Source organism: Streptomyces sp. NBC_00873 (assembly GCF_045207415.1).
Taxonomy (GTDB): domain Bacteria; phylum Actinomycetota; class Actinomycetes; order Streptomycetales; family Streptomycetaceae; genus Streptomyces.
The window spans coordinates 1,109,574-1,122,314 of record NZ_CP108803.1; the positions used below are offsets into that span (position 1 = coordinate 1,109,574).

Sequence of the window (12,741 nt, forward strand, 5' to 3'; positions counted from 1 at the left end):
ATGCGAGAGGGGCGGTGCGCATGTGCACCGCCCCTTGATCGCCCGACGCCCGACGGGCTATTCGTTCTCGTCCACCAGTGTTCCGTGCAGGTTGCGGATGTGCCGCTCGACCAGATCGGCCGCCTTCGCCCCCTTGCCCGCGCGCACCAGCCGCAGCAGTTCGGCGTGCTGGGCGTTGAGCTCGCCCGCCGTGGCCGGCCAGTCCTCGGCCGCCTCCAGCGCCCGCAGAATCAGGGGACGTACGGACTCGCGCACGGCGGAGGTGAGAGTGGAGGTCAGTTCGTTGCCGGAGCTGCGGGCGATCTGCACGTGGAACCGGGTGTCCAGATCGTTGAACTCGGCCACGCCGACGCCCGGCTCCCCCATGCGTACGAGCAGGTGCTCCGCCTCGTCGAGATCCTCCGCCGAAGCGTGTGTGGCCGCCGCCTCGAAGCTGGACCGCTCCAGCACGACGCGCGCCTCCAGGACGTCCTCCAGGCTGTAGCTGCCGAGGGCGAAGTGGAGCCGCAGCAGCCGCCCGAGGGCGTCGTCGGGGTTGCGTACGATCCGCGCCCCCGCGTCCGGGCCGCGTCCGGGCTGGGCGACGAGCACCCCGATCGTCTCCAGCACCCGCAGCGCCTCACGCAGGGCGGATCGGCTGACTCCGAGCACCGGCGCGAGTTCACGCTCGGGCGGCAGCCGGTCCCCCGCCTTGAGCTCTCCGGCGAACACCCGCTCCTCGATGCTCTGGAGCACGAGCTCATGCGTACGGGACTGCCGTACGGGTTGCCACTCGACAGGCACCGTTCACCCCCTGCCTCGAATTTCCTCCCACTATGTCACACACGTCATGTGGTCGGACCAAAGATTCGGCGCACCGCGGCTGCCTCCGTTGCCTCCCGCCGCACACGGGACGCGGACAAGCTCGGCTACGCGACACCCAGTGCCTTCACGGCGATGTTCCGCCGGACGCCGGGCTCGACCCCTTCGGCATACTTCGCCGACGGGGAAGGAGCCCAGCTCGGCAGGTGAGGCCTCAGTAGGTGACGACGATGCGGCGGGCGGTCCCGTCGACGCGGATGTGCCCGCCGTACGGGATCACCACCTGCGGGTCCGTGTGGCCGAGGTCGACATCGAGGACGGCCATCATGTCGGGGGCGTACTCGCTCAACGCGCGCAGGACCGCCTGCCGTTGCTCCGCGCGGAACCGGTCCCCCTCCGCGGCGCTGAGCGGCTGAACGACCAGCACTTGGCCCGCCCCATGATCAACGCGGGGAACTGCTGGAGGAGCCCACGCTCCCCCATGCTCCGCAGAATCCGGTAGACCTCGTCGGCAGAGGGCATGTCCTCGGACGTCTCCAGGAAGAGCACGCTGCCGGTGTACTCGTCGACCGGCCGGATCTCGCGGTCGGCCATGAGCAGCCACGACAGGATCTCCAGGTTGCCGCCCCAGCCGCTCCCTTCGACGACCCGGTCGGCGTTGTGCCAGATCCAGCCGTCGGCGGGTCGCATCTCGGGCTCGGAGTCGAAGGTCCGAGGGTCCCCCCAGGGGCGGTTGACGTGGTCGGTCTCCTTCGCTGGAGTCAGTTCGTAGGTTCCCCGGGTGAAGAGGGCGGCTCGCAAGGAGTCGGCGGTCAGCGGATGCATCGCGCCCGGGCGTCCGAGTTCGACCATCACCGACCCGCCGTGGTAGCCGACGATGCCCAGGTTCCGGAGGAGGACCAGCAGGTTGGTGTTGTCGCTGGACCCGAAGAACGGCTTGGGGTTGGCGCGCAGGAGTTCGCGGTCCAGGTGCGGAAGGACGGTGATCTGGTCGTCACCGCCGATGCTGGCGATCACCGCCTTGATCTCGGGGTCGGCGAACGCCGCGTGGATATCGGCGGCCCGCTCGGCCGGAGTCGACCCCATGGTGCGCGTCGCCGGATACTCCACCACTTCGAGCCCGAACTCCTCGCGGAGCCTGCGCAGCCCCAACTCGTAGGGCAGGGGCAGGATTCCGGGCAGCCCGGAGGACGGGGAGATGACGGCGACGCGGTCGCCGGGGCGGGGCTTGTCGGGGTAGCTGAGGGTCGTCATCCGGCGAGCGTAGGACCAGCCCGTTCCCGGTGTCAGCCGGGTTTCGACTCAGTCGGTGAACGACCCGTGGCGGCCCGCGCCACTGCCGAACCGGTCGGCACCGGCCTGCGTCTCCCCCGCGGTCAGCGGGACCATCCCGTGCCGGTATTCGGCCGCCAGGGCGTCCGGCTCGCTCAGGCCGTGCTGCTCACGCACGGAGAGCCGGTCGTGGCGCAGGCACAGCTGCGGGAACGCGGCGATCTCCCTGGCGAGTTGTTCCGCCGCACGGCGGGCCTCTCCGGTCGGGACGAGCCGGTTGGCGAGCCCGATGTCGTACGCCTCGGCCGCCGGGACCGGGCGGCCGGTGAGGATCAGGTCCATCGCGCGGCTCTCACCGATCAGGCGTGGCAGCCGCACCGTGCCGCCGTCCACCAGGGGCACCCCCCAGCGGCGGCAGAAGACACCGAAGACCGCGTCCTCCTCGACGACGCGCAGATCGCACCAGACGGCGAGTTCCAGGCCGCCGGCCACCGCGTGGCCGGAGACCGCGGCGATGACGGGTTTGCTCAGCCGCATCCGGGTGGGACCCATGGGTCCGTCGCCCTCGGCGAGGACCTTGTTGCCGCGCTCCGTTCCGATGCCCTTGAGGTCCGCTCCGGCACAGAAGGTGCCGCCCTCGCCCCACAGCACGGCCACAGATACGTCCGGGTCGGACTCGAACTGCCGGAAGGCAGCCGCGAGTTGACGGGCGGTCGGTCCGTCGACGGCATTGCGGACCTCGGGACGGCTGAGGACCACCGTGAAGACGGGGCCGTCGCGCTCGATCCGTACGGCGGGGTGTCCGGTCGTCATTTTCCCTCCCGGAGGGGGTCCCGCAAGGCCCGGCGGAGAATCTTTCCGACCGGCGAGCACGGGATGGTCTCATCGAATATCGCACCGTACCGGCGGAGGCCGGACCCTGCGTCGGAATCCGGCCTGCGTCGGATGTCCCCGCCCGGCCGGCTCAGTTCGCCGTTCCGGCCTCCGCCGCGGCCTTCAGGTCGAGGGCGATGTCGGTGATCATGTCCTCCTGGCCGCCGACCATCTTGCGGCGGCCGACCGCTACGAGTACGGCCCGGGTGTCGAGACCGTAGCGGGCCGCGGCGTTCTCGGCGTGGCGCAGGAAGCCGCCCTCTTCGCCGATCCGTCCTGCCGCCGCATCATGACGGCGCCCGCCATCGAGGACACCGCCGCGCAGGAGCAGTACACGGCCGGGGGCCTCCGCCCGGTGGCCGAGGCCGATGTACGCGGAGGAACGGTGCTCCTGATGGTGATCGAGCCTGCGCAGGTCACCACCATCGCCGCGGCTCTGTCCGACATGCCGCACTGAGGCACCACGTCCGCGGAGACATCAACAGACTCGGCAACATCCCCGACGGCGGCGCACACAAGGCCCTGGGCCGACCGTCGGGCCGCGGAATCCGTTCCGGGTCCGGCGTTCCACCCGGGCACGGCGCGCTCAAGGAGTCAGGCACCACCCCGGTCTCTATCATGGGCAGGGAGAGGCCTGGGACGAGGTGGTGCCGGTGCGCGTAACCAAGGTTTCCGGGGGCCCCGACGAAGGGTCGGGAGACTCGCTGCCGGGTGCGTGCACGGCCATCGCATACGTGGCGGGCAACGGCGCGATCTTCCTGTGGAGCCCGCAGGCGGAAGCACTTCTTGGATACCCCGCGGAAGACGTCTGCGGAAAGCCGGCGGTGGACCTGCTGACCACCCGGGAGGACCGGGAAGCGGCGGTGGCTGCCCAGGTACGGCATACAGCCGGGCAGAGCTGGGACGGCGTACTGGGCATGAGGCACCGCGACGGGCACGAGGTGTCGGTTGCGGTGCGCGTGCGGCCCCTGCTCAGCAGGGAGGGCCAGGCCGGCTGGTCCGTCAGGGCCGCCGACGCGCGAGAGGTGAAACGGGAGGAGGTCGATCGCGCGATCCTGGAGGCGCTCTTCGGCCAGTCCCCGATCCCGGTGACCGTCACGGACACCGAGCTGCGGTACCTGTGGGTGAATGCCGCGACGGAGCGCGCCACCGCCCTGCCCGCCGAGCGGCTCATCGGCCGGCGCATCGGCGACGACTCACCGGACTCGACCTCGACGATCGACCGGGTGCTGAGGCGGGTACGGGACACCGGCGAGCCGGTGGTCGACTTCAAGGTGCACAGACGCCTTGCGTCCGATCCGGACCGCGAGCACGTGTATTCCGCCTCCTCCTTCCGGCTGACCGACCCGGTCGGCCGCGTCCTGGGGATGTGCCAGATGTACATCGACGTCACCGACGGCTATCAGGCCCAGCAGCGGCTGGCGCTGCTGACCGAGGCCGGCGTGCGCATCGGCACCACGCTGGACGTGATGCGCACGGCTCAGGAACTGGCTGACGCGGCCGTTCCCGGACTCGCGGACTTCGTCGCCATCGACCTGCTGGAGGCGACGGTGCGGGGCGAGGAACCGGCCCCCGGGCCGGTGGCCGGGGAGGTGGCCGGGGAGGTGCATACCCACCGATCAGGGCTCCGTTCCATACGCGGGCACGCCCCGGAGGCCGTGTTCGTGGTGGGCGAGACGGTGACATTCCACCCGGGCACGCCACAGGTCCGGAGCCTGGCCACCGGGCAATCGGTACTGGTGCGGAACCTGGACGCGGACGAGTGGTTCGCCCACGACGCCCGGCGGGCCGAGAAAGTCCGCGAGTTCCATTTCCACTCGTACATGGCAGTGCCGCTGCGGGCCCGCGGCATCACGCTGGGTGTGGCCACCTTCGGCCGCAACCAGGATCCGCGGCCCTACGACGAAGGGGACCTGTCCCTCGCCGAGGACTTTTCGTCCCGCGCCGCGGTATGCATCGACAACGCCCGCCGCTACACCCGCGAGCACAACACCGCCCTGGCCCTGCAGCGCAGCCTGCTGCCGCACGATCTGCCCGACTTCCCCGCCGTCGAGACCGCCCACCGGTATCTGCCCGCTGCCGCCCACGCCGGAGCGGGCGGGGACTGGTTCGACGTCCTGCCCCTGTCGGGAGCCCGCGTCGCCCTGGTCGTCGGAGACGTCACCGGTCACGGCCTCCACGCGGCGGCCATCATGGGACGGCTGCGCACCGCTGTCCATACACTGGCCGGCCTCGACCTCCCTCCCGACGAGGTCCTCACCCAGCTCGACGACCTCGTCATCCGTCTCACCGAGGAGGATCCCGACTGCGAGGGCGCCACTTGTCTGTACTCCGTCTACGACCCCATCTCCCGCATCTGCACCTTCGCGCGCGCCGGTCATCCCCCACCCGTCCTGGTGCAGCCCGATGGTGCGGTGGAGGTCCTCGACGACATCCCGCCCAACCTGCCCCTGGGGCTGGGCGGTCTCCCCTTCGAAACCGCTGAACGCCGTCTCGCGGGCAGCTCTGTCCTGGCGCTCTACACCGACGGCCTCATCCAAGCACCGGGCTGGGATATCGACGCCGGACTCGACCAGCTGTCCCGCACCATGGCCGGCCCCACCCGACCGCTCGAGAAGCTCTGCGATGCCGTAGTGGCCCCCCTGCTGTCGGAGCACCGATCCGATGACGCTGCCCTGCTCCTTGCCCGCACCCGCGTATTGGAAGCAGGCCGGGTCGTCTCCTGGGAGTTGCCGGTCGACCCCGCGCAGGTCGCCCACGCCCGCACCCTCACCACCCGTCAGCTTGCCAGCTGGGGCTTGGATCCACTCACCTTCACCACCGAACTGATGGTCAGTGAGCTGGTCACCAACGCCATCCGGCACGCGCGCGGCCCCATCGCCCTGCGTCTCATCCACGCCACAGCCCTCATCTGCGAAGTCTCCGACGGCAGCCTCAACGCCCCGCATCTGCGCCGCGCGCGCACCGGCGACGAGGGCGGCCGCGGCCTGTTCCTCGTGGCCCAGCTCGCCTCCCGTTGGGGCGCCCGCTACGACCGCGACGGCAAGACCATCTGGGCCGAGCAAGCTCTTTCTCCTGTCGGAGCACCGATTCCAGCGATGTGACGCTCAAGCCGAAGCCCCCCCGTAACGCGGACTGCGCGTCGGCACCCGGACGAACCCACCGAGTCGTTGCCGCGCAGTCCGCCGTGCAGGTGTTCAAAGGGATGGGGTTAGACCGGCCGGCAATTGCCGGCCGGTCTTATGCGTGAGCGGTGCGCTGTGTTATGTGCGCTGCGCTGCGGAGCTCGGCGACGCATGCTGCGGCGATGGTAAGTGCAGCAGTCCCGATGAGCGCGCCGATCGCGGTGTCAGGACCCACGTTCTGGCTGAGGATCGAGAGCAGGGCCTTCACGGCGATGGCCACCTCTCCGAGCGCGACGCCCACCAGCCAGACAATGCGGATGGGACGAGGGGCGCGCGTGCGGATCTTGGCGAGTCCCAGAAGGGCTGCCGCGCCGGTCATTGCGATGATCACGGCGAGCGTGATCCCTCTGACGAGCGCCATGTTCACCGCCGAGGCGTCGGTGTGGTCGAGTTCCGCGGTGTCCGGCGGGAGGACAGTGAATGCCACCTCAAGCAGTGCCAGATAGGCGACCTGCACCAGTAGCAGGATCGGTGCGATGTGTCGGACCAGCGTGGTTGTCATGCGTTGCTCCTCACAAGCCTGCCGCTCTTGATGATCCACAGGCTCCCACGCTTGGTGGCATTGACGCACGCGTACGCCTTGTCCGCCCAGCATGGGAGACCTGACGCGGTGAGGGCTTCGATGATTCCGTGCCGGCGGGCGGCGGTGAGGTCGTGGGTCGATCCGGGAAGGGCGGGCGAGGCCCGGAGCAGTCGTCCGAACGGGTCGGTGAGGACCTGCACGTTCATGGCGTGGTGCTTGTGTTTGCCCGAGTGGTACGGGGTGTCGGCGGCGATGCGGTCGATGGGGAGCAGGGTGCCGTCGAGGATGACGAACGCCTTCGTCCGGATCGTCTCCATCGCCTCGGTGAGGGTCGGGGTGAGGGCGGACAGGACATCGACGGCCTCGCGTATGTAGCGGCAGACGGTCGCGATTTCGATGCCGATCCCCGCGGCAAGTTGGGCGTAGGTGTCACCGCATCGCAGGTGGGCCAAGGCCGGCAGGGCCTGACAGCCGAACGGCAGTCACCGCCAACGGCTCCCGGTCCTCTTCCGCCTGGCTGTCAGGTGCCCGGTCAGGAACCGCAAGGTTCGGCTGGACAGATCGATCGAGGACGGGTGGACAAGCACGCGAAGCTCCTGGCGGACACGGGTGATCTCGGTCGAGAACCCGTCTACCAGGAGCTTCGTCGTTGCGCAGGACTGTCCAACGTGCGGTCATCGCCATCAGATCGGAAGAGGCTCATGGGCCGCGCTGGGGGCTCCCCACCGTCTGCCTGAGCGGTCATTCCGGTCGGACATTCGGTCGCTGGCCGTCTGCGGGAACTCCCGCGAGGCAGGGACCCTTGACACCCCCACGCAGCCATGTGGATGATTCCCGTCAACTTGACTAGCCGTTGGGAACTTCCACATGAATGATGAGGGCGTCCCCCCAGACGACTCCACCGCTGGCGTCCTGGTTCGGCTGCGCGGACTGCTGCCCTCGCTGTCGGTGAAGGAGCGGGCGATCGCGGACGTGGTGCTGAAGGATCCAGCCGGGGTGGCGCAGCTGAGCATCTCTCAGGTCGCCCAGCGGGCCGGGGTATCGGACACCTCCGTGACCCGGTTCTGCCGCCGGCTGGGGCTCACCGGCTACCCCGAGCTGCGGCTGGGGCTTGCTGCGGCGGTGCAGCACGCGCACTCCGGGTGGCGGCTGCGTGTCGGCATGCAGGGCGATATCGAGCACGACGACACAGCCGCCGAGGTTGTGGTGAAGATGGCGCACGCGGACGCCGGTGCCATTCAGGACAGTGTGGAGCAACTCGATACCGCAGCGTTGGACGCGGCGAGTCGGCTGCTTGCCCGAGCCCGGCGGATCGAGGTGTATGGCGTCGGGTCGAGCGCACTCGTGGCTGCGGACATGGAGTACAAGCTGCAGCATCTGGGCCTGCTCTGCTCGGCGTTTTGCGATGTGCACCGTGCCCTGATGAATGCGGCCCATCTGCGGCCTGGCGATGTCGCCGTCGGTATCTCGCACTCCGGCCGCACCCGGGAGACCCTCGATCCGCTGCGCGAGGCGGCCCTGCACGGTGCGACGACCCTCGCGCTGACCAACGACGGTGGATCCCCCATCACCGAACTGGCCGATCTGGTGCTGTGCTCTGCGGGACGGGAGGCCCCTTTCCGCACCGGGGCAACAGTCAGCCGCATCGGCCAACTGTTCGTCGTGGACTGCCTGTATGTGCGCCTGGCCCAGGCCGAAGGCCGTGATGCCACCAACTCCGCGTTAAGCCGCGCCTACCGCGCGGTGGAGCGGCACCGGACCGTACCCCCCGGCGAGGACGGCACCAGCGAAGGAAAGGAACAACCATGCCCGTGAAGGAGAGTGCCCCGCCGGAGGACGGCGGATCCTGGCCGGCCAGCACCTCCGAAGCGGAGGCCGCCACGAACACCCCGGCGACGCCGTCGTACTGATTCTGGCAACACTCGTCCACCGCACATGGGAGTTGACATGAGATTCGGCACAATAAGGAAAATATCCGGACGCGCGGCGGCAGTTGTGGTCGCCACGGGTGTGGTGGCGGTGTTGGTACCGGGGTCGGGTGGTGCGGCGGCTGCGCGGGAACAGGAGCAGGGGGTGCGGGCTCCCGTGGTCTCGCCGACGCCGCAGCAGGAGACGGTGACCGACACGTTCCGGATGCCGGAGCGGGCCGTCGTCGTACAGGACGCGGGCAGTGACCCGCAGGCCGTAAAGGCGGCGGTGGCGGCGCTGCGGGCGGCCGGGGTACGGCGGGTGGAGACGGCCGGCTCGGCGCGGCACGGCGCCTATCCGGTGTACGTCGACACGGCCGCGCCCTCTCGCGTCGCACCCGGCGCCGAAGGACCCGACGGCCTTGCGGCCGGAGGCTATGTGCTGGCCGTGACAGGGCGCGGCGCGGTGCTGGACGGGGTGGACGCGGCCGGGACCTACTACGCGGCCGAGTCGCTGCGGCAGGTGTTCAAGACCGGCGGCGGCCGGGTGATCACGGGCGCGGTGGTGCGGGACTGGCCGGACTTCGCGACGCGCGGCGGGCAGGAGTCGTTCTACGGCGCGAAGTGGAGTTACGAGGACGAGCTCCGCGAGATCGAGTTCCTCGGCGCGCACAAGCAGAACACGTTCCTCTACCACCCGCGCATCGGGGATCCGCACAACGCGGGCGCGCAGTGGCGCGAGCCGTACGAAGGTGACCGGCTGGCCGAGCTGACGACGATCGTCGAGGAGGCGCGGGCGCGCCACATCCGGTTCATCTACCGCCTCGGCCCCGAGGCGCCGACGGCCCCCGGTCACGGCATCTGCCACACGTCCGAGGACGACCTCGCCAAGGTGCTCGCCCGCTTCCAGCAGCTGTACGACATCGGCGTCCGGGACCTCTCCCTCGGCTGGGACGACGTGGGCAACAAGTTCGACTGCGCGGCGGACACGGCGAAGTTCGGCTCGGACGCAAGCCCGAAGGCGGCAGCCCAGGCATATGTCACGAACTACGTCTACGACCACTTCGTCAAAACGCACCCCGGCACTCGGCTGATCACGATCCCTACCGAGTACTGGGGCGCGACCGCGTCGGCGTACAAGAGGCGCTACGACGCCCTGGTGGAGAAGGACACGTCGGTCTACTGGACCGGGCCCGCGGTCGTCTCCCCCGCCATCACGAACGCCCAGGCCGTCGCCGCCAAGGCCGCCTACGGCAACCGCAACATGCTGATCTTCGACAACTACCCCGTGAACGACTACGCGCCCAACCGCCTGCACCTGGGCCCGCTCACGGACCGGGACCCGGCACTCGCGGGCACGGTCGAAGGACTGACGACCAATCAAATGAACCAGGCAGCGCCGTCGCTGATCGCCCTGTTCACATCGGCCGACTTCACCTGGAACAGCGGCGCCTACGACCCCGAGGACTCCTGGGACCGTGCGCTGCGGGAGCTGGGCGGGGCGGCGTACCCGGCGCTGAAAGTGTTCGCCGAGAACTCACGCAGCGGGCCGCTGACGTCCACGAAGGATGCCGCGCGGCTGCGCGGTCTCACGGCGGCGCTGTGGACGGCGTGGGACGATAAGGGCGACGTGAGCGGACCCGCCGCTCAACTCGACGCGTATTTCGGGGAGATGGAGCGGGCCCCGGAGATCCTGCGCTCCCGCATGCACGACGACGCGTTCGTGACCGAGGCCGGTCCGTGGCTGGACAAACTGACGGCGTACGGGAAGGCGGGCGACGCGGCGGTCCGGCTGCTGCTCGCGGTGGCCCGGGGCGAGTCCACGGACGCGCTGGCGGACGAGGTACGCGTGCAACGGGCCGCGGCCGTCGCCCTGCCGCAGCAGCTGACCGGGGGCGCGATGGACGGCTTCCTGTCGCGGGCCTTGGCGGCGGCCCAGACGAGCTGAGCGCAACGTGTCTGCGCGGTGAGGGGGTTCAGCGGGTCATCCCAGCGCGCGCAGCATGTTTGACCGTCCTCCGTCTCTGGCGGAACTACTTACGTTGCGACGGCCACGACCGGCTGGAACATCCAGGTTCCCGGCGCTCCACCGCTTATCGCACCGTCCCGTGCGGACATCGGCGGCGCCGCTCGGATTGTTGTGGCGGGTTTGTGCCATGGAGGAAATCCGCCACTGACAATCGGTTGCCCCATCCCTGTGTCGAGCTCAACCATCTACCTGATGCGGCGAGGACTTCCTTTGCCGCGAGAATGAGGAGGCACTTATGTATCCCCCGCCATATTCAAGGTGAACCCGAAAGAACGGCATCTCAGGAGGCCTGGGCGATGAGGCGTTTCGGGCGACGGTTGGCCGCCGCGGTCGCCGTCATCACCGACCTCGGGGTGGTCCTGTCGACCACCTCGGCGAATGCCGCCAGCCCAGCCCCCGCCCCGTCTGCCCCTACCGCCCTCAACCTGACTGCGGCCACGATGGCACACGCGCCGGCGACGCGGTCCTCGCCGGCATGGAGTGGGGTGCCAAGGTGGTGAATCACCGGCGGCGACCCGCGACCTGCGGTTCGCCGCCGACCAGAACGGTGGTCAGAGACTGACCGGGGCGGACCAGATCACTTCGTCGGTCAGTGACATTCCTGACGCCCCTCCTGGCGTGACCACCGCGTCGTCGATGTCATCGCATTTTATGATCGCAACCGATCCGGAGGCATCGACAAGCATAGGAAGCGTTGCCACGCCCGTGGCATCGGACGCCAGAGTGCTCGACGACCAGCACGGGCTGCACCGGCCCCGGAGGTGTTCCATGTACCCGAAGCTCCAGGACCTCGTCAACTCGCTGGCGACCAAGCTGTCACGCCCGGCGACCGTCGAGGACCGCCGACAGCGGCTGGTGGTCTACAGCCGGCACAGCGAGTTGCCCGACGCGGTGCGCCATGCTTCGATTCTGCAGCGCTGCGTCTCTGCCGAGGTGCTGGCATGGCTGCGACGGTTCGAGCTGGCCAAGGCGCGACAGCCGGTCCGCATTCCCCACAACGTCTCACTCGGCATGCTGCCGCGGGTATGCATACCGATCCGGCACCACGACCTTCTCCTGGGGTATCTGTGGCTCATCGATGCCGACGAGTCGATGAGCTCGGAGCAGATCGCGCTGGCCGAATTCGCCGCCCAAGACTTCGCTCTCGCCCTCTATCGTGAGGTGCTGGCCGGCGAGCTCACGTCAGACCGGGAGACAGAGGCGATCAGGAACCTGCTGCTTTGTGGCAGCGATGTCCAGGCCTATGCGGCGCGCACCCTCATCGACGGCGGGCACTTCGACCCCTCCCTCGGCGTCGTCGTGCTGGTGGCCAGGCCGGTGCTCACCCCCGACGCCGAGCCGGATGACCAAGTGCGGCTCGCCCTCGAACATGCGCTCGCCAACACCCGCCACGGGCTGCCCGCAAGACACGCTGTCCACCTTGTCTCTTACAGCGACGGGTTACTTCTCTTCGGTACGGAGGGGGAGGTCGACGAGCTAGCGGTGAACCGCTGTGTGTCCCACCTCGACCACGCCCTGCAAACCGCGTTTTCCGGACTCGACCAGGTGTCGTCATCCGTGATCGGCGTCGGACAGCCACGGTCGGAGTTGGCGCAGGCAAGTGGCTCCTATCTCGAGGCCGGCCAAGCCGCTCGCATCGCTGCTTTCATGCCCGACGTCAGCCGGATCGCCCGATGGTCCCAGCTCGGCATCTACCGGTTGCTCGCGCAGCTGTTCAGTCAAGACCTCGGCGAGTTCGTGCTTCATCCCGGGCTCGAGCGGCTTTTCACCAATCCGGAGGCGCTGCCTCTGCTTCAGACGCTGGAGACCTACCTTGATCTCTCCGGGAACGCACTCGCGACTTCCGAACGCCTGAAGCTGCATCGTACGTCGCTGTACTCCCGCATTCAGCGTTTTGAGTACTTGGCAGGCGCCAACCTCAAAGACGGCAATGAACGTCTCTGCCTGCACCTCGGACTGAAACTCGCGCGGTTCACCGGCCGCTACCGGCCTGTCGGCTGAACCCTACAGCCTCGACGTAGCTGTCAACTTGACCCGGCCCTGAGGAACCGGGCTTGTGGGTAGGGCGCGACTGGCTGCCGCGTGGCCTCCCACGTCTGAGCCACCTAGGTGGTGGCTGGGACGCCTGGCTCACGCTCCGGTGTCCACGCT

General features: G+C 69.1%; 7 protein-coding genes and 3 pseudogenes. 4 read left to right on the plus strand and 6 right to left on the minus strand.

The window, feature by feature from the left end; translation table 11 throughout:
• Window positions 1-57 precede the first annotated feature (57 nt).
• The 4 genes and pseudogenes from OH809_RS05260 to OH809_RS05275 all read right to left on the minus strand — a co-directional run.
• Window positions 58-783, minus strand: a complete 726-nt coding sequence (locus OH809_RS05260) for a FadR/GntR family transcriptional regulator (protein ID WP_406423525.1) — start codon at window positions 781-783, stop codon at window positions 58-60.
• Window positions 784-1,015: 232 nt separating this feature from the next.
• Window positions 1,016-2,055: pseudogene (locus OH809_RS05265) on the minus strand (S66 peptidase family protein).
• Window positions 2,056-2,103: 48 nt separating this feature from the next.
• Entirely contained in the window at window positions 2,104-2,886 is a 783-nt protein-coding gene (locus tag OH809_RS05270; protein WP_406514881.1) for a crotonase/enoyl-CoA hydratase family protein, read from the minus strand.
• 151 nt (window positions 2,887-3,037) lie between these two features.
• Window positions 3,038-3,205, minus strand: a pseudogene (locus OH809_RS05275) (4-hydroxy-2-oxovalerate aldolase); the annotation flags it as partial.
• A gap of 394 nt (window positions 3,206-3,599) precedes the next feature.
• Here OH809_RS05275 and OH809_RS05280 point away from each other — a divergent pair.
• Complete coding sequence (locus OH809_RS05280) at window positions 3,600-6,050, plus strand: SpoIIE family protein phosphatase (RefSeq protein WP_406514882.1); 2,451 nt, start codon at window positions 3,600-3,602, stop codon at window positions 6,048-6,050.
• A gap of 136 nt (window positions 6,051-6,186) precedes the next feature.
• Here the strand turns inward: OH809_RS05280 and OH809_RS05285 are convergent, their stop codons facing one another.
• The gene (locus OH809_RS05285) at window positions 6,187-6,633 is read right to left on the minus strand and encodes a hypothetical protein (RefSeq protein ID WP_406514883.1); all 447 of its coding nucleotides are present in this window, start codon (window positions 6,631-6,633) and stop codon (window positions 6,187-6,189) included.
• A gap of 47 nt (window positions 6,634-6,680) precedes the next feature.
• Window positions 6,681-7,241 (minus strand): annotated as a pseudogene (locus OH809_RS05290) (transposase family protein); the annotation flags it as partial.
• A gap of 280 nt (window positions 7,242-7,521) precedes the next feature.
• Here OH809_RS05290 and OH809_RS05295 point away from each other — a divergent pair.
• The 3 genes from OH809_RS05295 to OH809_RS05305 all read left to right on the plus strand — a co-directional run bounded on the left by OH809_RS05295 (window position 7,522) and on the right by OH809_RS05305 (window position 12,591).
• On the plus strand, window positions 7,522-8,469 hold the full coding sequence (locus OH809_RS05295; protein ID WP_406423517.1) for a MurR/RpiR family transcriptional regulator: 948 nt from the start codon (window positions 7,522-7,524) through the stop codon (window positions 8,467-8,469).
• A gap of 132 nt (window positions 8,470-8,601) precedes the next feature.
• Window positions 8,602-10,509, plus strand: coding sequence for a beta-N-acetylhexosaminidase family protein (locus tag OH809_RS05300; RefSeq protein ID WP_406514884.1), 1,908 nt, complete (start codon window positions 8,602-8,604; stop codon window positions 10,507-10,509).
• Window positions 10,510-11,358: 849 nt separating this feature from the next.
• Window positions 11,359-12,591, plus strand: a complete 1,233-nt coding sequence (locus OH809_RS05305) for a PucR family transcriptional regulator (protein ID WP_406423513.1) — start codon at window positions 11,359-11,361, stop codon at window positions 12,589-12,591.
• Window positions 12,592-12,741: the final 150 nt, after the last annotated feature.

Bases quoted from the DNA above. Each gene is read 5' to 3' on its own strand.
- OH809_RS05270 (WP_406514881.1), bottom strand. From the start codon at position 2,886: ATGACGACCGGACACCCCGCCGTACGGATCGAGCGCGACGGCCCCGTC.
- OH809_RS05285 (WP_406514883.1), bottom strand. From the start codon at position 6,633: ATGACAACCACGCTGGTCCGACACATCGCACCGATCCTGCTACTGGTG.
- OH809_RS05295 (WP_406423517.1), top strand. From the start codon at position 7,522: ATGAATGATGAGGGCGTCCCCCCAGACGACTCCACCGCTGGCGTCCTG.
- OH809_RS05300 (WP_406514884.1), top strand. From the start codon at position 8,602: ATGAGATTCGGCACAATAAGGAAAATATCCGGACGCGCGGCGGCAGTT.
- OH809_RS05305 (WP_406423513.1), top strand. From the start codon at position 11,359: ATGTACCCGAAGCTCCAGGACCTCGTCAACTCGCTGGCGACCAAGCTG.